This window comes from Acinetobacter sp. TUM15064 (assembly GCF_008980265.1).
In the GTDB taxonomy this organism is placed as follows: Bacteria; Pseudomonadota; Gammaproteobacteria; order Pseudomonadales; family Moraxellaceae; genus Acinetobacter.
The window spans coordinates 1-18,311 of record NZ_BKFU01000022.1 but is presented as its reverse complement, the minus strand read 5'-3'; the positions used below and the strand labels follow the sequence as shown (position 1 = coordinate 18,311).

Genomic DNA, 18,311 nt, shown 5'->3' with positions numbered 1-18,311 from the left:
TTAAAAATGTGATTTCCAATCAGCAACAAAGCTTTGAATATTGCTACAGGTTATATCAAAAAAAGCTTGATCATGCTGGTAGGGGTCAGCAACATTTTGTTTTTGCCAATGACCTAGGCGAAAGACTTTACCTTTAGCAAAAGGCCACTGTTTTTCTATATGTTGAGCTTGGTTGTTACTCATCACCAAAATCAAATCGGCAGCTTTAATGAGACTGGCATTGATCTGTTTTGCGACATGCTGACGCATATCAATCTTAAATTGATCCATACAATGAATAGCCTTGTCATCGGCACCATGTCCCACCATGGCGGATAGACCTGCAGAGTCAATATTGAGCTGTGGATTTTCCTGCTTGAGGAAATATTCCGCCATTGGACTTCTACAAATGTTTCCAACACAAACCACTAAAATATTTTGTATCCCCATGACTTATTTTCCAAGTTGATCAAAACTATATAAAGCACTTGAGAACGGAACAATTTGATTCATCACACGCTGCCAACGAGTTAAACCTGTTGCATCAATATAGACAATATCGTTCTTTTTCATGTCGAATTGATTGGCTAAGGCCAAATTACCCAGACTACTCAAGTTTAAATGATAAATGGTTGATTGTTTGGACTTTAAGTCTGTGCGCATTACATAAATTCGTGCTGCACTTGCAGAATATGGATTAATACCTTCACTTTCACCCAATACATCACTTAAAGACATGCCTTGATCTCTTAAGCTAATCGCTTGGCTTTTACTCGACTCACCCATGACATATAGTTTTTGGTCTTGTTTGGTGTTAACGAAAATGGTGTCGTCAGGTTGGATCAGTAGGTTATGGAGTGATAAGCCTTGTTTTTCTAACTGAATGGTATTGAGATTATATGTTTGACCATTTCGGATGAGTTGAATATTGGTCGTATCTCCAGTCTTGGTGTCGATCCCGCCCGCTTGACCTAGGGCAGTATAGAGACTGATTGGAAGATCATTGATGGTGTATTGTCCACTTTTAAGCACTTGCCCGTTGACATAGTAGCGTTTTGCTTCAAAAGACAGAACGCGGACAATCACGTCAGGATTCTTGAGATACTTGCTAAATTGGCTGCGCAAGAATGTATGTGCTTCAGCAAGCGTTTTTCCAGCAATTTTGACAGAACCAATTAAAGGAAGTTGGACATTCCCGTTTGGATCAATCGGGTAGCCTACAGTTCGTACACTGGTCGCATCTTGAATAGGCGGAGTAATTTCTGGATATGCCCAAAGTTGGATAGATAGGACATCACCATAGTTCAAGCGATAAATACCTTGTTTTTTATTAAACAAAGTTCGAATATCTGAAAAATTGTTGACAGGTGCTTGCGCTATATTAGAGATATTCTCTTGTGTTAACTGTACAACATTAAGTTCAGCACCTTGATTTGTTTTATAGGAGCCTTGTTCAGGAAGATCATAAGTTTGAAGTCCTGATGTTACGGCACAACCAGTTATGCTTAAACTGAGTGCTAACAATATGCTATAGCGGTAGTAACTCACTCGAAAATAAACCCTATTTATAAATAATTTGAATAATGGATCAGGGCTATGACAACCCGAAGAATTTATATAAAACAGTTAGATTTTATACCAATTAATATCTTTAACATAGCCTAAGATGTTGGTGAAACGTACTGTTTCTATAATTAATCGAATAATTTTTTGAGGACTAAGTAACATAATTTAGTCATTAAAAGAAATCAAATTTCTGCTATATTGTGCAACGTTGAGATCTCTGCTCCTATCCTATTCAAATTGCACAAGGCTGTACCATGCTACAACTCGCTGATCTAAAAATTGCCATCATCGGATTAGGTTATGTTGGTTTACCTCTGGCTGTAGAGTTTGGTAAAAAAGTTTCTGTGCTGGGTTTCGATATTCATCAGAAGCGAATTGATGAGTTAAAGTCTGGTCAAGACCATACCTTGGAGGTGTCTCCAGATGAGTTGATGCAAGCAACTCAGTTGAGTTATAGCGCAGATTTAGAAGATCTAAAAAGTTGTAACTTTTATATTGTGACCGTTCCAACACCGATTGATGAATTTAAACAACCCGATCTCACTCCATTAATCAAAGCATCACAAAGTATTGGTCAGGTATTATCTGCGGGTGATATCGTTGTCTATGAATCGACCGTTTATCCCGGTGCAACAGAAGAAGCCTGTATTCCTGTCTTAGAAAAAGTATCAGGTTTAACATTCAATCAAGATTTTTTTGCGGGCTATAGCCCCGAACGGATTAATCCAGGGGATAAGCTCCATCGGGTTACGAATATTCTAAAAATCACCTCAGGTTCTACACCCGAAGTCGCTGATTTTGTCGATGAAGTATATAATCTTATTATTGAAGCGGGCACGCACAAAGCGCCAAGTATCAAAGTTGCAGAAGCAGCAAAAGTGATTGAAAACACACAACGTGATGTAAATATTGCTTTAATTAATGAACTTGCTTTGATCTTCAATAAAATGGGCATTGATACAGAAGATGTACTCACAGCCGCAGGAACAAAATGGAACTTTTTACCATTCCGTCCAGGTTTAGTGGGTGGGCACTGTATCGGGGTTGACCCGTATTACTTAACTCATAAAGCACAGTCGATGGGTTATCATCCTGAAATTATCTTGGCAGGTCGTCGTCTGAACGATGGCATGGGTGCTTATGTCGTCACCCAACTTGTTAAAAGTATGGTGAAAAAGAAGATTCAGGTTGAAGGCGCAAAAGTTTTAGTCTTGGGGCTCAGTTTTAAGGAAAACTGTCCTGATATTCGTAATACCCGTATCATCGACATTGTGAAAGAACTTGAAGAATATCATATTGATGTTGATGTATATGACCCGTGGGTAAGCCCAATTGAGGCTGAAAGTGAATATGCGATTAGCCCAGTACAGTCTTTAAATCAGCAAACGTATGATGCGGTGATTCTTGCGGTTGCCCACCAGCAATTTAAGGTGATGGGCGCTGATGCAATTCGTGCTTTAGGTAAAGAAAGCCATGTCTTGTATGATTTAAAATATGTATTAGATCAATCAGAGTCTGATTTACGTCTATAATTTATTGAATGTTTTTGGAAAATTTACGATGAACCAATATCAAACGGTCTGCGAGCAGTTACAACAAGCACCGAAGACATGGCTAATCACGGGCGTTGCTGGATTTATTGGTTCAAATTTGCTTGAAACATTATTAAAGCTAGATCAGATCGTGGTCGGGTTAGATAATTTTGCGACAGGCTATCAACATAATCTTGATGAAGTGAAAGGATGTGTCTCAGAGGCACAGTGGTCAAATTTCAATTTCATTGAGGGTGATATTCGTCAGTTTGCAGACTGTCAAACAGCTTGTACTGGTGTGGACTATGTTTTGCATCAAGCTGCTTTGGGTTCTGTACCACGTTCGATTGTTGATCCGATCACGACCAATGACACCAATATCAGTGGCTTTTTGAATATGCTGACCGCAGCACGTGATGCGCATGTTTCAAGTTTTAGTTATGCGGCAAGCAGTTCAACCTATGGTGATCATCCAGGATTACCTAAAGTTGAAGAAAATATTGGAAATCCACTTTCACCCTATGCCGTAACTAAATATGTGAATGAGCTATATGCAGATGTGTTTGCCCGTAGCTATGGTTTTAAAGCCATTGGTTTGCGCTATTTTAATGTTTTTGGACAACGTCAGGATCCAAATGGTGCCTATGCAGCCGTGATTCCCAAGTGGACTGCGTCGATGATTGCAGGGGATGATGTTTTCATCAACGGTGATGGAGAAACCAGTCGCGATTTCTGTTTTATTGATAATACGGTACAAGCCAATATTTTGGCAGCCACAGCCCCTGACGAGGCCAAAAACCAAGTTTATAATGTAGCTGTGGGTGATCGTACCACCTTGAATGATCTATATGCTGCAATTCAAGTTGCATTGTTTGAAAACTCAATTCGCTATGAAAAGTCTGCAGTGTATCGTGAATTTCGTGCAGGGGATGTGCGCCATTCACAAGCCAGTATTGCCAAAATTCAACAGGCTTTAGGATATGCGCCTGGATACCCGATTGCTGAAGGCATTCAGTTGGCAATGCGTTGGTATGTCAATAATTTGACCTGAACGGGTTGACATGATTGCGCGCCTGTTCGCCAAATACCAGTCGATTGGTTTAATCACCAGCAGTTTATTAGTGGGTGCGATAATGACATTTATCGCCCTGCCTTTTTTAACGCGTTTATATTCGGTTCAAGACTTTGGTGAATATGGTATTGCTTTAGCCATCGTTAGTGTCTTATCGACAGTAGCGAATTTGCGTTTGGACCAAGCGCAATTGGTGGCCGAACAACAGCATCAAAAAAGTCTGATTTTCGAAGGTGCGATTTTTGCCACCCTTATTTCCTTGCTTTCGGCAGGTGTTTTGAGTTGCTTTTTTGATGCAGCAATGGTTGGGGCAATTTGTAGTGGAATACTTGCCAATACTTTGATTCAAAGCCTTTATAACTATAAGTTTTCAGTACATGCCGAATATTTTTGTGCAGGGCTGAATATTTTTAGAAGCCTGATTGTGGTGGTGGTGCAGTTAAGTTTACCTTTATGGATGAGCATTGGCCTGGTGAGTAGCTATGCGGTCAGTTCAGTGATCATGCTTATGATTGTGGTGCTTTATATTCTAAAAAATCAACTCTATAGCGTGAGTTGGCAGGCATTTAAGCATTATAAAGATTTTATCTATAGCAATACACCGCATGCACTTTTAAATAGTTTTTCACATAACTTGCCATACTATGTGGTTTCACATTTTGTCGGGGTGCAGGCAATGGGTTTTTACGCCATTGTTGAACGTACGCTCCGTGTCCCAATTAACCTAATGTCGCAAACCCTTCGCCAATTTTTTATTCGCAAATTTAAACATGCACACACCAATCGTCAGGCTTTGCATAGCAGTGTGATTTTAAGCCTGATTTCGCTGCCATTTTTTGCAGTATTTTTTGTATTACCTGAAAGTGTTTATTTGTGGGCTTTTGGCCATGAGTGGGTCGGTATTTCAACCTATTTCCAAATTTTGGCATTGGGCTATTGGGCGGTCTTTTGTAATCCGCCCAGTTCAGCTTATCTGATTGCGAAACGAAACAGCCAAGTTTTGTTTAGACTGCAAATTGTGGAATTGATTTTAAAGTTCATTTTGTTTGCTGGGCTCTATGTCATGATGAATGATAAAATTTATATGCTTTTGGCTGTTCCTGTAGCACTCATTTTTTATAATTTTTCCATTTTATATGTGGTGTGGAGAGCAAAATTGTGATGTTTTTTAAAACTTTGAAGTTGCTCAACTGGCTCTCTGCACAGTGCCGTAAGGCGCTGTATAACATGGCTTTTTCAAGTCGGTTTAAATATTTTGGGAAGCGGACTAAGCTCGATATTAGCGGTGTCGTGAGTATCGGGGAAAATGTCTATATTGGGGATGATGTCACGATTATTGTGGAAAAGGGCGCCACGCTTTGTATTGGTGATCACAGTTTTATTGGTGAAAGCTGTTATATCAAGTGTTTTGGTGGCAAGGTTGAAATTGGACAGAATGTCAGTATCAACTCCAAATCTTTTCTCAATGGCTGTGGTGGTCTAAGCATTGGGGATAATACCCGGATTGGCACGCAAAGTATTATGATCGCCAGTAACCATAAGTTTGATGATCCTGAGGTTTTGGTCAAAGACCACATTACTAAACAGGGGATTCAAATTGGTGAAAATATTTGGTTTGGTGCTCGAGTAACCGTGCTTGATGGCGTCAATATTGCCAATAATGTGGTCGTGGGCGCCTGTTCATTGGTGAGTAAAAGCCTTCCCGAGGCGGGGGTTTACGTGGGAACACCTGCAAAAAAAATAAAATAAAACTCTGTTGGACAGAGCATATCCGTGTTGCACAATTGAGAGTAAAATAGCCCGTTGCGTACTTTTGTTGCACATTTATCTATTTATCTTGGGTCTTTTTGATACATGGCATTGATTCGGTCAATTTTCAACACAGTGTTTGATTTAGCCTATTTTATGTTCAAGGGCAGTATTGCTTATGCGCGTAAAAAAGGGGTGACTATCGGTGAGCATTGTCGAATTTATATCAAGAGCTGGGGCTCTGAACCTTTTCTGATTCACCTAGGGAATCACGTTACAGTCACCTCAGGCGTTAAGTTTATTACGCATGATGGTAGTACCTGCCTTGTTTATGATGCGCAAGGCAAGCGTTATCAACGTTTTGCCCCTATTCATGTGGGTTCTCATGTTTTTATTGGGGTCAATAGCATTATTATGCCGGGGGTCACGATTGGTTCAAATGTGGTGATTGGCGCAGGTTCAGTGGTGACTAAAGATATTCCTGATAATAGTGTAGCAATTGGAGTACCTGCCAAAGTGGTGAGCAGTTTTGATGACTTTCAAGCCAAAATTAAAACCACTTGTGCCAGTGACTCTGAGCTTGCAGGGATTCAGGACTATACTCAACGTGTGCAGCGTGCGATTGAGCTTCAAGCACAAAAACAATCTCAGCTTTAGCTTTAAGTGGATTTTATGATGTTGAATAAAGTGATGTTCTTTTTACCAACACTGGGTGGTGGAGGGGCTGAACGAACCGTCATCCAGCTCGCCAATAGCTTTGCTGAGCAAGGTATTCAGGTGGATTTGGCTGTATGTAATATACAGGGTGAAAAGGGAAAATTACGTCCTGAGGTCAGCCCTAAAATCCAACTGCTTGATTTGAACTGTGGGCGAGTGGTGAATGCTTTGATGCCACTAAAACAACAATTAAAAACAGGGCAGTACCTTGCAGTCGTTGCCACCCAAACCCATAGCAATATCATTTGTGCCTTTGCCAAGAAACTGGCAAAAGTCAAAACCAAATTAATCTTCCGTGAAGTGTCGACACCTTCGAAAAATATGAAGTTGCAAGGTTTTGCCAAGTTTGTCTTGAAAAGCCTCGTGAACTATAGCTATCCCATGGCGGACCGAGTGGTTTGTGTATCCAATGGGGTGTTAGAGGATTTTCGCAAATACTATGGCTATCAACAGTCTAATTTAGTCACCATTTACAACCCCGTGATTGATGACAGTTATTTTACTAAACTTCAAGCACCTGTAACGCATCGTTTTTTTGAGCCTAATCTTAAAGTCATCATGGCGGTTGGACGTTTAACAGAAGCAAAGAACTTTGCCAATTTAATTCGTGCCTTTGCTAGGTTACATCAACAGCAGCCCAATACCCGTTTGATCATTTTGGGTGAAGGTGAGTTGCGTCAGGAACTGGAACATTTACGTGCTGACTTGGGTCTACACGATGTTGTGGATTTACCCGGTTTTGATGCCAATCCTTATGCTTATTTTAAATATGCTGAACTGTTTGTGCTGAGTTCAAATTGGGAAGGTTTGCCGGGTGTGCTGATTCAGGCGCTAGCTTCAAAAATTAAAGTGGTGAGTACCGATTGTCCAAGTGGCCCGATGGAAATTTTGGATAATGCCAAATTCGGCTTATTGGTGCCTTGCGATGATGCACCTGCATTAGCAGAGGCTATGCAGCAAGCGCTTTGTGCAGACGGTGTGCAATATACTGCGACTGAATTTGAACAGCACTGTCAGCAGTTCCATAAAGATACGGTATTGCAACGCTATGCTCAGATGATGGGGTTGGCAGTATGAACAAACCTGTGGTTGTACATGTGATTACCAACTTCGCAGGTGTGGGTGGCGCTGAAATGATGCTGTCCCGTTTGGTTGCGCAAACGCAGGCAGAGTATGAACACATTATTATCTCATTAATGCATGTATCCAATGTTTATGCCGAAACCTTGAAGCTGTGCTCTTCACACTACAGTTTAAATTGGAAGGGTATAAACAGTTTGAGTGTCATGCTTAAACTCAGAACACTACTGCAACAGATTCAACCGAATGTGGTACAAGGTTGGATGTACCATGCCAATGCGATGACCAGTCTAAGTCTGTTGGGCATGCAACAAAAACCACCTGTTTTTTGGGGGGTTCATCATTCACTGGCATCACCTAAAGAAGAGTCGCTGAGTACCAAAGTGGCATTAAACCTCAGCAAGCTTTTCTCTCAGCAACCGAAAGGTATTGTGTATTGTGCGCATTCATCCCTTGAGCAACATCAAGCGTTTGGTTTTAACAATGCAAATCAGCAGGTGATTGCCAATGGTGTTGCCTTAGATCAGTTTCAAGTAAATGAGCAATTGCATGAACCGATCACAATTGGTTTTGCAGGGCGCTACCATACAGCTAAAGGATATGCATATTTATTGCAAGTGATTGCTGAACTTAAAGATCAGCCGATTGTATTTAAAATTGCGGGGAGTGGTGCCAATTTAGACACCCCTGAAATCAAACAAGCCTTTGCTGAGCATCAGTTAGATCCACAAAAAGTACAGCTCTTCGATCAGGTTTCGGATATGCCAGCTTTTTATCAATCGTTGGATGCTTTTTTGATGACTTCGATTACGGAAGGTTTTCCCAATGTTTTGGTCGAAGCGATGGCATCAGGTTTACCCTGCATCACGACGGATGTTGGGGATGCTAAATATATTGTAGAAGAGAAAGGTTGGGTGGTTGCGCCACGCGATGTAGCAGGGTTGAAAGCGGCGATTTTAGACTATGTAAAATTGTCACAGGCTGATAAGCGCAGTTTAAAGCAACAAACACGGGCGCGGGTAGAGCAGAACTTTAGTATTCAGCACGTAAGCCAGCAATACATGACGGTATGGGGACAAGGTTGATGAAATTTTTGATGATCAGTAGTTATCTACCGTCTGTACTGAACTTTCGCGGTAAATTGTTAGAGGCGATTCATGCTCAGGGTTTAGAAATACATGTCCTAGCGCCTGATTTACACGATTATCCTGATGAGTTGAATAAACTGCAGCAATTGGGTTATCAGGTACATACGCTGCCCATGCAACGTACAGGAACCAACCCAATCCAAGATCTCAAAACATTAAAAGCGATGTATCAGCTGATTCGCCAAATTCAACCTGATTATGTGCTGTCTTATACCATTAAGCCCGTGATTTATGGCACATTGGCTGCAAGCTTGGCAAAAGTGCCCCATCGTTTTGCATTGATTACGGGTTTGGGGTATGCCTTTCAAAATGCGGAATCGGGTCAACGCAGTATTTTTCAAAAAATGGTGCATGGTCTGTATGCGCAAGCGCTCAAGCATGCACACAAAGTCTTTTTTCAAAATCCCGACGACTTAAAATTATTTCAAAGCATGCAACTCCTATCACCTCAAAAACCGACGGTGGTGGTGAATGGTTCTGGGGTGAATGTGCAGGATTTTGCAGTACTGGATTTACCTAAAAATGAACATGGCCAAGCAAAGGTTTCTTTCTTGCTGATTGCTCGTTTATTGGGGGATAAGGGGGTGCGAGAATATGCAGAAGCGGCTCGCATCATCAAAGCAAAGCATCCAGAAGTCGAGTTTCATTTGGTGGGTTGGATTGATGAAAATCCTGCTGCGATTGCGCAAGCTGAACTAGATGCTTGGGTGGCAGAGAAAGTCGTCAATTATTGGGGTAAACTCAGTGATGTACGACCTGCTATTGCAGCCAGTTCGGTCTATGTCTTGCCATCTTATCGTGAGGGTACACCTCGCACCGTACTTGAGGCGATGGCGATGGGTCGCGCCATTATCACTACGGATGCCCCAGGTTGCCGAGAAACAGTGATCCATGGTCAGAACGGGTATTTGGTGCCAGTGAAGTCAGTTGAAGAATTGGTGCACGCCATGCAAACTTTTATAGATGACCCGCAACTGATGGTACAGATGGGGCAACGTTCGCGTGAAATCGCTTTAGAGAAATATGATGTCCATCAAGTGAATGCCCACATGATGTCCGAGATGGGAGTTTAAGCATGCTGAAACGAATTTTAGATGTCGCGATCGCCTCAACTGCTTTGGTGCTGCTATCTCCTGTCTATGCGTTGGTGGCGTATAAAGTAAAAAAGAATTTGGGTTCTCCTGTACTTTTTCGCCAAACCCGCCCGGGTTTACATGGGCAACCGTTTGAAATGATTAAGTTTCGTAGCATGAAAGATGCACTGGATACAGCAGGCAATCCGCTACCCGATAGTGAGCGTTTAACGCCCTTTGGTAAAATGCTCCGCGCCACCAGTTTGGATGAAATGCCAGAGCTATGGAATGTGATTAAAGGGGACATGAGTATCGTGGGACCACGCCCGTTGTTGATGGAATATTTGCCTTTATATAATAGCGAGCAAGCCAAACGCCATGATGTGCGCCCCGGTATTACGGGCTATGCGCAGGTGAATGGACGTAATGCCATTTCATGGGAAAAGAAGTTTGAACTCGATACATGGTATGTCAACAATCAGTCCTTGTGGCTCGACTTTAAAATCATGCTGAAAACCGTCAAAAAAGTGCTCGCGAAAGATGATATTAGTGCCGAAGGTGATGTCACGATGCATAAATTCACAGGCAGCAAACATGACTAAGCTGTATGCCGTATATGGTGCTTCGGGGTGTGGACGTAGTTTGATGCCTGTAGCACGTCAACAATTAGCACGTCAGCAAGAGCCTGCTGAAATTGTGTTTATTGATGATGCCTTGACTGAAATTACGATAGTGAATGGTCATCGTGCCATGAACTACCCACAATTTAAAGCGGAGCCTGTATCTTTCAAAGCGGTACTGATTGCAATTGCCAACAGTCAAGTCCGTGAAAAAATTGCGCTGAAACTGGAGCAAGATGGTCTTCCATTGTGGTCAGTGCAGGCAGATAATACGCTGCTGATGGATACGGTAGAACTTGGCGCAGGTGCTGCGTTGAGTCCTTTTGTCACGATTACATCCAATATTAAAATTGGCAAATGTTTTCATGCCAACTTATATAGTTATGTCGAGCATGATTGTGTGATTGGTGATTTCGTCACGTTTGCACCGGGCGTAAAATGCAACGGTAATATTCATATAGAAGACCATGTTTATATTGGTGCAGGTGCCGTGATTAAACAAGGCACACCTGCGCAACCTTTGGTGATTGGTCGTGGTGCTGTGGTGGGTATGGGCGCTGTGGTGACCAAAAGCGTGCCTGCGGGCGTAACAGTGGTGGGAAATCCTGCCCGTATACTGACCAGTAAATGATAAATTTAGGAAAAACTCATGTTAAACACTGCATTTGAACCGTGGCCAAGTTTCACCTCAACTGAAGCAGATGCGGTGTCAAAGGTCCTTTTATCCAATAAAGTCAATTATTGGACAGGACAAGAATGCCGTGAGTTTGAAAAAGAATTTGCCGCATTTGCACAGACGCAGTATGCCGTCGCTGTAGCGAATGGCACAGTTGCACTGGATTTGGCCTTAAAAGCCCTTGGCATTGGCACAGGCGATGATGTGATCGTCACTTCACGGACATTTCTTGCATCTGCCAGTTCAATTGTGACGGCTGGTGCCAATCCTGTTTTTGCCGATGTTGAGCTGGATTCACAGAATATTTCACGCCGTACCATTGAAGCTATTCTTACTCCGAAAACTAAAGCCATTATTTGTGTGCATTTGGCGGGTTGGATGTGTGATATGGACCCGATCATGCAGTTGGCTGAGGAAAAAGGGATTTGGGTCATCGAAGATTGTGCTCAAGCCCATGGTGCATTCTATAAAGGTCAATCCGCAGGTTCAATTGGGCATATTGGCGCATGGTCATTTTGCCAAGACAAGATCATGACCACGGGTGGTGAAGGCGGTATGGTCACCACCAATGATGAAAATTTATGGAAAAAAATGTGGTCATATAAAGATCACGGTAAAAACTTTGATAGCATTTATAACAAACAGCACCCGCCCGGCTTTCGTTGGTTACATGACAGCTTTGGTACCAACTGGCGCATGATGGAAATGCAGGCTGTCATCGGACGCTTACAACTCCAAAAAATGCCAGAATGGACGCAAGTGCGTAATGCGCATATGCGTCGCGTTTTAGCAAGTTTTGAAAATAACCCTTATTTTACTGTGCCAATGCCACCTGCGAATTATGTTCATGCGGCATATAAGGCTTATGTACAAGTGAATACAGCACAATTGCCAGAAGGTTGGTCGCGTGATCGCATTATGGCGGAAATTAATGCACTGGGTGTGCCATGCTTTAGTGGTTCATGTTCAGAAGTGTATTTAGAAAAAGCCTTCGATGGAACGCCGTGGCGTCCTGAGCAACGACTGGTTAATGCCAAAAGCTTGGGAGAAAGCAGTTTAATGTTCTTGGTACATCCGACTTTGTCCGACAGCAACATGCAAAAAACGGTGGATAGTATCCAACAGGTGATCTCACAAATCTCCATGTGAAACAGCGTATAATTTGTTATGCAACTTTTTGCCTTTATCTAAACCATTGAGCCCATCGTGAAAGACATTATCCGAGTCATTGCATCTTTGCCGCGCCGTCAAAAACAAGCTGTTTTAGTGGTCATGGATATCTGTGTTTTGCCTTTGATGATGTGGCTGGTTTATGCCATTCGACTAGCCAAACCCAATGTTCCCGTGATGGAAGGCTTAGATTTCTGGTATCTGTATGTAGGTGTTTTTGGTGTTGCAATTTTTGCCTTACTCGGCATTTATAGCGCGATTGTACGCTCCTTCAATGAAGACTATTTGCTACGGATCTCGATTGCGACATTTATTCAAATTGTTGGGTTATATGCGGTTAAGAAACTTGGTTTAGCCTTTATTCCTATGAGCATTCCGCTCATGTACGGCTTTGTGCTGTTTTCTTGGATGTGGTGGAGCCGTGCTGTGATTCGCTATGCCACACTGCGTACTTTTGTGAAAAAGCAAAATCGTAAACGTGTCGCGATTTATGGTGCAGGGCTTGCGGGGCAACAAATTGCGGCCGCATTATATCGCTCGGATGACTATTTGCCCGTCTGTTTTATTGATGATAAAGCTTCGCTACAAGGGCAGTCTTTAAGCGGACTAAAAATCTTTTCACCCAAAAAGGCGCTCGGAGCATTTCGTAAGTTCCACATCGAAGAAATATTACTGGCTATGCCATCTGTAAGTCGTACACGTAAAAAAGCAATTATTGAGTCTTTTGAACCGTCTAATGTCAAAATTATGGAACTGCCTGGTGTCACCCAACTGGTAGGTGGCCGCGTTCAAGTCTCTGACATCAGAGAAGTCGACATTATTGACTTACTAGGGCGTGATCCAGTACCACCAAAGTTAGCGCTTTTAGAAAAAAATATTAAAAATAAAGTGGTGATGGTAACTGGTGCAGGTGGATCAATTGGTTCAGAACTTTGCCGTCAGATCGTGAAGCATCAACCAAAATGCCTTGTTTTATTTGAAATGTCTGAATTTGCACTGTATTCCATTGATCGCGAATTACAAAATGCAGGTGTAGAGGTAGTGCCTATACTAGGTTCTGTGACTCACCAAATAAAATTGGAACGTATATTGCAACAGCATGCTGTGCAAACGGTTTACCATGCAGCAGCTTATAAGCATGTGCCCTTGGTTGAGGCCAACCCGTTTGAAGGGATCTATAATACTTCAATTGGTACGGCCCGTAGTGTTGATGCCGCTGTGGCTCAAGGGGTTGAAACCTTTGTCTTGATTTCTACGGACAAAGCTGTACGTCCAACCAATGTCATGGGTGCATCGAAACGGATGGCCGAATTGTATTGTCAAGGTTTAGCTGCCACAAAACCGCAAACACAAATCAGTATAGTTCGTTTTGGTAATGTATTAGGTTCATCAGGTTCTGTCGTTCCTTTGTTTAAAAAACAGATTGAAAAAGGTGGACCTGTTACAGTAACGCATCCTGAGGTGACTCGTTATTTTATGACCATTCCTGAGGCTGCGCAGTTGGTGATTCAGGCGGGGGCAATGGGAACAGGCGGAGATGTTTTTCTACTGGATATGGGTGAACCCGTTAAAATTGTTGATTTGGCTAAACAGATGATTCGTCTAAGTGGGTTTAAACCTATGGATGAAAAAGGTCTAGGTGATATTGCACTTCAGTTTACTGGACTGCGTCCAGGTGAAAAACTATATGAAGAGCTACTCATCGAATCTGAAAATGTTAGCAAAACTGACCATGAACGAATTTTAAAATCGTATGAGCATTTTTATTTTTTTGATCAAATTAACAGCGTATTTTTGCAGTTATCTGATTTATCTGAACAAGGAGATAATCAGGCAAAAATTAAAAATATCTTACAAACCTATGTAGAGGGTTACAAAACCAAAGATTTGCACAAGAATTGATATATTTTATTGATGTTAATTTGATAAAGCCTAACGTGTTCAATTAAACTATTTATACAATTCATTCACATATTTTGAATAAAATACTGAAATAGTTTTAGAATAAAGAAACATCTTATTTATCTATAGATAACCTAAAATTATTTTGCTATCAATCAATTTAAATTAAGAGCAGGAAAATATGAAATTATTGGTAACAGGTGGCGCTGGTTTTATTGGTTCAGCAGTCGTTCGCCATATTATTCAAAATACACCCCATCAGGTACTCAATGTCGATAAACTCACCTATGCAGGTAATTTAGAATCGTTGGCATTGGTTGAAAATAATGAGCGTTATCAATTTTCCCAAACTGATATTTGTGATCGCATTGCATTAGATCAATTATTTGAAAGTTTTCAACCAGATGCTGTGATGCATTTGGCTGCTGAATCGCATGTTGACCGCTCAATTACAGGCCCTGCTGCATTTGTTGAAACCAATATTATTGGAACATACCAGTTGTTGGAGGCTGCTCGTCATTATTGGAACGGTTTAAGCGAAGATAAAAAGCAAGCATTTCGTTTCCACCACATTTCAACGGATGAGGTTTATGGTGACTTAGAAGGTACAGATGACTTGTTCCTTGAGACAACACCGTATGCTCCAAGTTCACCATATTCAGCAAGTAAGGCTAGTTCAGATCATTTGGTTCGTGCATGGCACCGAACCTATGGATTACCTGTCGTTTTAACCAATTGCTCTAACAACTATGGTCCTTATCATTTCCCAGAAAAGCTGATTCCATTAATTATTTTGAATGCCCTCAATGGCAAAGCATTACCTGTATATGGCAATGGACATCAAATTCGTGATTGGCTATTTGTAGAAGACCATGCACGTGCTTTATATAAAGTGGTTACTGAGGCTGCTGTTGGTGAAACTTATAATATTGGCGGTCATAACGAACAAAAGAATATTGATGTTGTTAAAGCCATTTGTACATTGTTAGAAGAACTTGCACCAAATAAACCAAATGGTGTGGCTCGTTATGAAGACTTGATTACTTATGTAACAGATCGCCCTGGTCACGATTTACGCTATGCAATTGATGCAAGCAAAATTCAAAAAGACCTTGGTTGGATGCCTGAAGAAAGTTTTGAAACGGGTTTAAGAAAAACCGTTGAGTGGTATTTGAATAACCAAGCGTGGGTTCAACATATCCAAAGTGGTGAATATCAAAATTGGATCAATCAACAGTATCAGGTTGCAGAAGAAACAAATTAAGTTGCGTAATACTATGAAAATACTGTTGTTAGGAAAAAATGGCCAAGTGGGGTGGGAGTTACAGCGTGCACTCCAACCACTTGGAGAGGTGATTGCTTTAGATCGTCAAACAAACCCTGAGGGTTGGTGTGGTGATGTTGCAAACTTTGCAGAAATCTCAAAAGCCTTTGAACAAATTCGCCCAGATATTGTTGTGAATGCAACCGCTTATACCGCTGTAGATAAGGCTGAATCTGATGCTGAACAGGCACATCTTATCAATGCTTTAGCGGTTAAGCACTTGGCTGAGGAATGTCAAAAGCATAGTGCATTGTTGATTCATTATTCAACAGACTATGTGTTTGATGGCACAGGTGTTTTGGCATGGAAAGAGGATGACCAAACTGCCCCAGTTAATTTGTATGGTCAAACTAAACGAGACGGTGAGCTTGCTTTAGAGCAAAGCGGAGTTTCATTTCTAAATTTCCGTACCTGTTGGGTCTATGCGGCGCGAGGAAATAATTTCATTAAGACCATGCTCAAATTGGCGCAAATGAAAGAAGAGCTGAATATCATCCAAGATCAAGTTGGTGTACCTACTGGGGCAGCACTGATTGCAGATGTCACGGCTCAAGCTATTCGCTATTATACTTTACAGTCGGATGAACAAAAAATACTGTTGCACGGTCATTACCATTTAGCGCCTACAGGTGAAACAACATGGTATGATTATGCACAATTTGTGTTTGAGCAGGCACGTGAACATAATCAACCGTTGATCTTAAAACAAGTGAATCCCATAGAAACACAAGCTTACCCAACACCAGCAAAGCGCCCTTTAAATTCACGTTTAAATACAGATAAGTTACAACAAAATTTTAAATTACACCTGCCACATTGGCAGCAAGGTGTAGCACAAGTATTAGAGGAACTTCTTCCATGAGTCAAATAAAACGCAAAGGCATTATTCTTGCGGGTGGGTCAGGTACACGTTTGTATCCAATTACTATGGGAACGTCAAAACAGTTACTCCCAATTTATGATAAGCCTATGATTTATTATCCTTTGTCAGTTCTGATGCTGGCAGGGATTAATGAAGTTTTGATTATTTCGACACCAGAAGATTTACCTAATTTTGAAAAACTTTTAGGTACAGGTGAAGAGCTCGGAATTAAACTTTCTTATAAAGTCCAACCATCACCAGATGGTCTTGCTCAAGCCTTTATTTTAGGGGAAGAGTTTATTGGTGAGGATAATGTTTGTCTGATTTTGGGCGATAACATTTTCTATGGTCAACACTTTAGTGAGCAACTCAAACGTGCAGCGTCACAAGTTAGTGGTGCAACAGTCTTTGGTTATTATGTAAATGATCCTGAACGTTTTGGTGTAGTTGACTTTGACGCAGAAGGAAAGGCTCTCAGTATTGAAGAAAAGCCTGAACAACCAAAATCAAACTACGCGGTAACGGGTTTATATTTCTATGACAACAAAGTCGTTGAAATTGCTAAAAATATTCAGCCGTCACACCGTGGTGAGTTGGAAATTACGGATGTAAATAACCTTTATTTACAGCAAAATGAGTTGAATGTTGAAGTGCTTGGCCGTGGTTTTGCGTGGTTAGATACAGGTACGCATGACTCATTGCTCGAAGCAAGTCAGTTTGTACAAACCATTGAACACCGTCAGGGTTTGAAAGTGGCGAGTTTGGAAGAAATTTCTTTCAACAATGGATGGATCAATGCCGATCAGCTCAAAGCGCGTGGAGAGTTCTTTAAAAAGACGGGCTATGGTCAGTACTTGCTTAAATTGCTTAAAGAGCATCAAGCATAAGCATTGCTAGAAAAAAAAGACTAGATAAAACTGAGTGATACGAATGAATATTATTGAAACAAAAATTAATGGCCTACTCATACTTGAACCACGCGTGTTTGGAGATGACCGTGGTTGGTTTATGGAAAGCTTTAACCAAAAAAACTTTGAACAAGCTTTAACAGAGCGCGGTCTTGAGGTTCCAAATTTTGTTCAGGATAATCATTCGTACTCTCAAAAAGGTGTACTGAGAGGGTTGCATTACCAACTGAATCCACATGCTCAGGGCAAATTGGTACGTGTAGTACAAGGCCGTGCTTGGGATGTGGCTGTTGATATTCGCCAAGATTCACCTACATTTGGTCAATGGGTTGGTGTAGAGCTTACTGGTGAAAACCATAAGCAGTTCTGGATTCCAGCAGGTTTTGCACACGGCTTTGTGGCTCTTGAGGATAATACGCAGTTTTTATATAAAACGACGAACTATTACTCTAAAGAATGTGAAAGAAGCATTGTTTGGGATGATGCCGATATTGCGATCGAATGGCCTATTGAAAGTGGTCTGGAATTAAAGTTAACCGATAAGGATAAGTTTGCTCCGACATTAAAAGACGCTGAAAAATTAAACGATATTTTCTGATTTAAAGAAATAGGAATAGCATGAGTTTAGTTAGAAAAAATATTTTTGTATTATTCTTAATCCAAGGTACAAACTATATATTTCCTTTACTCACTATTCCATATTTATCTAGAATATTCGGACCAACTGGTATAGGAGCATTAGCATTAGCTCAGGCAACGATTTTATATTTAACACTAGTTGTTGATTTTGGTTTTAACTTAACAGTAACAAGAAGAATTAGTATTGCTTTTGAGAAAAAAAATTTCTTAGAAATAAATCAACTGTATACGCAAACTTTAATCATCAAATTTAGCATATTTCTCCTAGTGGCATTGTTCATGTTAATCTTATGC

At 41.2% G+C, this 18,311-nt stretch carries 19 protein-coding genes; 17 read left to right on the top strand and 2 right to left on the bottom strand.

What is annotated here, in order from left to right:
- Window positions 1-429, bottom strand: a complete 429-nt coding sequence (locus tag GBI16_RS08700) for a low molecular weight protein-tyrosine-phosphatase (protein WP_119064505.1) — start codon at window positions 427-429, stop codon at window positions 1-3.
- 3 nt (window positions 430-432) lie between these two features.
- Window positions 433-1,527: a polysaccharide biosynthesis/export family protein gene (locus tag GBI16_RS08695; protein WP_086210719.1), complete on the bottom strand. Its 1,095-nt coding sequence runs from the start codon at window positions 1,525-1,527 to the stop codon at window positions 433-435.
- 272 nt (window positions 1,528-1,799) lie between these two features.
- Here GBI16_RS08695 and tviB point away from each other — a divergent pair, with 272 nt between their 5' ends.
- The 17 genes from tviB to GBI16_RS08610 all read left to right on the top strand — a co-directional run.
- Window positions 1,800-3,077, top strand: a complete 1,278-nt coding sequence (gene tviB, locus GBI16_RS08690) for a Vi polysaccharide biosynthesis UDP-N-acetylglucosamine C-6 dehydrogenase TviB (RefSeq protein WP_086210718.1) — start codon at window positions 1,800-1,802, stop codon at window positions 3,075-3,077.
- Between the two features lie 28 nt (window positions 3,078-3,105).
- Window positions 3,106-4,128: an NAD-dependent epimerase/dehydratase family protein gene (locus tag GBI16_RS08685; protein WP_119064501.1), complete on the top strand. Its 1,023-nt coding sequence runs from the start codon at window positions 3,106-3,108 to the stop codon at window positions 4,126-4,128.
- A gap of 10 nt (window positions 4,129-4,138) precedes the next feature.
- Complete coding sequence (locus GBI16_RS08680) at window positions 4,139-5,311, top strand: lipopolysaccharide biosynthesis protein (RefSeq protein ID WP_151706920.1); 1,173 nt, start codon at window positions 4,139-4,141, stop codon at window positions 5,309-5,311.
- The gene (locus tag GBI16_RS08675) at window positions 5,311-5,898 is read left to right on the top strand and encodes a DapH/DapD/GlmU-related protein (RefSeq protein WP_151706929.1); all 588 of its coding nucleotides are present in this window, start codon (window positions 5,311-5,313) and stop codon (window positions 5,896-5,898) included. The genes GBI16_RS08680 and GBI16_RS08675 overlap by 1 nt, the downstream gene beginning before the upstream one ends.
- Before the next feature lie 105 nt (window positions 5,899-6,003).
- Window positions 6,004-6,555, top strand: a complete 552-nt coding sequence (locus GBI16_RS08670; RefSeq protein WP_086210714.1) for a DapH/DapD/GlmU-related protein — start codon at window positions 6,004-6,006, stop codon at window positions 6,553-6,555.
- 15 nt (window positions 6,556-6,570) lie between these two features.
- Window positions 6,571-7,692, top strand: a complete 1,122-nt coding sequence (locus GBI16_RS08665; protein WP_228267827.1) for a glycosyltransferase — start codon at window positions 6,571-6,573, stop codon at window positions 7,690-7,692.
- Window positions 7,689-8,780 (top strand): glycosyltransferase, encoded by a 1,092-nt coding sequence (locus GBI16_RS08660; protein WP_151706918.1) that lies wholly within the window; start codon window positions 7,689-7,691, stop codon window positions 8,778-8,780. Before GBI16_RS08665 ends, GBI16_RS08660 begins: the two co-directional genes overlap by 4 nt.
- Window positions 8,780-9,916, top strand: coding sequence for a glycosyltransferase family 4 protein (locus GBI16_RS08655; RefSeq protein ID WP_119064494.1), 1,137 nt, complete (start codon window positions 8,780-8,782; stop codon window positions 9,914-9,916). Before GBI16_RS08660 ends, GBI16_RS08655 begins: the two co-directional genes overlap by 1 nt.
- 2 nt (window positions 9,917-9,918) lie before the next feature.
- Window positions 9,919-10,518 carry a sugar transferase gene (locus GBI16_RS08650; protein WP_086210710.1) on the top strand — a complete coding sequence of 200 codons (600 nt, stop codon included), beginning with the start codon at window positions 9,919-9,921 and terminating at the stop codon, window positions 10,516-10,518.
- Window positions 10,511-11,167 carry a NeuD/PglB/VioB family sugar acetyltransferase gene (locus GBI16_RS08645; protein WP_004684228.1) on the top strand — a complete coding sequence of 219 codons (657 nt, stop codon included), beginning with the start codon at window positions 10,511-10,513 and terminating at the stop codon, window positions 11,165-11,167. The genes GBI16_RS08650 and GBI16_RS08645 overlap by 8 nt, the downstream gene beginning before the upstream one ends.
- Window positions 11,168-11,185: 18 nt before the next feature.
- Window positions 11,186-12,361, top strand: a complete 1,176-nt coding sequence (locus GBI16_RS08640) for a DegT/DnrJ/EryC1/StrS aminotransferase family protein (RefSeq protein ID WP_151706917.1) — start codon at window positions 11,186-11,188, stop codon at window positions 12,359-12,361.
- 57 nt (window positions 12,362-12,418) lie between these two features.
- The gene (locus GBI16_RS08635; protein WP_151706916.1) at window positions 12,419-14,284 is read left to right on the top strand and encodes a nucleoside-diphosphate sugar epimerase/dehydratase; all 1,866 of its coding nucleotides are present in this window, start codon (window positions 12,419-12,421) and stop codon (window positions 14,282-14,284) included.
- A 181-nt stretch (window positions 14,285-14,465) separates the two neighbouring features.
- Window positions 14,466-15,548, top strand: coding sequence for a dTDP-glucose 4,6-dehydratase (rfbB, locus tag GBI16_RS08630; protein WP_151706915.1), 1,083 nt, complete (start codon window positions 14,466-14,468; stop codon window positions 15,546-15,548).
- A 13-nt stretch (window positions 15,549-15,561) separates the two neighbouring features.
- A complete protein-coding gene (gene rfbD, locus GBI16_RS08625; RefSeq protein WP_151706914.1) occupies window positions 15,562-16,470 on the top strand; it encodes a dTDP-4-dehydrorhamnose reductase in 909 nt (302 codons plus the stop codon).
- Entirely contained in the window at window positions 16,467-17,357 is an 891-nt protein-coding gene (gene rfbA / locus GBI16_RS08620) for a glucose-1-phosphate thymidylyltransferase RfbA (RefSeq protein ID WP_086210704.1), read from the top strand. Before rfbD ends, rfbA begins: the two co-directional genes overlap by 4 nt.
- A gap of 43 nt (window positions 17,358-17,400) precedes the next feature.
- Window positions 17,401-17,976: a dTDP-4-dehydrorhamnose 3,5-epimerase gene (rfbC, locus tag GBI16_RS08615; protein WP_151706913.1), complete on the top strand. Its 576-nt coding sequence runs from the start codon at window positions 17,401-17,403 to the stop codon at window positions 17,974-17,976.
- A 20-nt stretch (window positions 17,977-17,996) separates the two neighbouring features.
- On the top strand, window positions 17,997-18,311 hold a 315-nt coding region (locus GBI16_RS08610), incomplete at its 3' end, for an oligosaccharide flippase family protein (protein ID WP_151706912.1).

Coding starts and splice junctions, on each gene's coding strand:
- rfbD (WP_151706914.1), top strand. CDS start 15,562: ATGAAAATACTGTTGTTAGGAAAAAATGGCCAAGTGGGGTGGGAGTTA.
- GBI16_RS08655 (WP_119064494.1), top strand. CDS start 8,780: ATGAAATTTTTGATGATCAGTAGTTATCTACCGTCTGTACTGAACTTT.
- GBI16_RS08640 (WP_151706917.1), top strand. CDS start 11,186: ATGTTAAACACTGCATTTGAACCGTGGCCAAGTTTCACCTCAACTGAA.
- GBI16_RS08700 (WP_119064505.1), bottom strand. CDS start 429: ATGGGGATACAAAATATTTTAGTGGTTTGTGTTGGAAACATTTGTAGA.
- GBI16_RS08650 (WP_086210710.1), top strand. CDS start 9,919: ATGCTGAAACGAATTTTAGATGTCGCGATCGCCTCAACTGCTTTGGTG.
- tviB (WP_086210718.1), top strand. CDS start 1,800: ATGCTACAACTCGCTGATCTAAAAATTGCCATCATCGGATTAGGTTAT.
- GBI16_RS08665 (WP_228267827.1), top strand. CDS start 6,571: ATGATGTTGAATAAAGTGATGTTCTTTTTACCAACACTGGGTGGTGGA.
- rfbA (WP_086210704.1), top strand. CDS start 16,467: ATGAGTCAAATAAAACGCAAAGGCATTATTCTTGCGGGTGGGTCAGGT.
- GBI16_RS08670 (WP_086210714.1), top strand. CDS start 6,004: ATGGCATTGATTCGGTCAATTTTCAACACAGTGTTTGATTTAGCCTAT.
- rfbC (WP_151706913.1), top strand. CDS start 17,401: ATGAATATTATTGAAACAAAAATTAATGGCCTACTCATACTTGAACCA.
- GBI16_RS08675 (WP_151706929.1), top strand. CDS start 5,311: ATGTTTTTTAAAACTTTGAAGTTGCTCAACTGGCTCTCTGCACAGTGC.
- GBI16_RS08680 (WP_151706920.1), top strand. CDS start 4,139: ATGATTGCGCGCCTGTTCGCCAAATACCAGTCGATTGGTTTAATCACC.
- GBI16_RS08645 (WP_004684228.1), top strand. CDS start 10,511: ATGACTAAGCTGTATGCCGTATATGGTGCTTCGGGGTGTGGACGTAGT.
- GBI16_RS08660 (WP_151706918.1), top strand. CDS start 7,689: ATGAACAAACCTGTGGTTGTACATGTGATTACCAACTTCGCAGGTGTG.
- rfbB (WP_151706915.1), top strand. CDS start 14,466: ATGAAATTATTGGTAACAGGTGGCGCTGGTTTTATTGGTTCAGCAGTC.
- GBI16_RS08685 (WP_119064501.1), top strand. CDS start 3,106: ATGAACCAATATCAAACGGTCTGCGAGCAGTTACAACAAGCACCGAAG.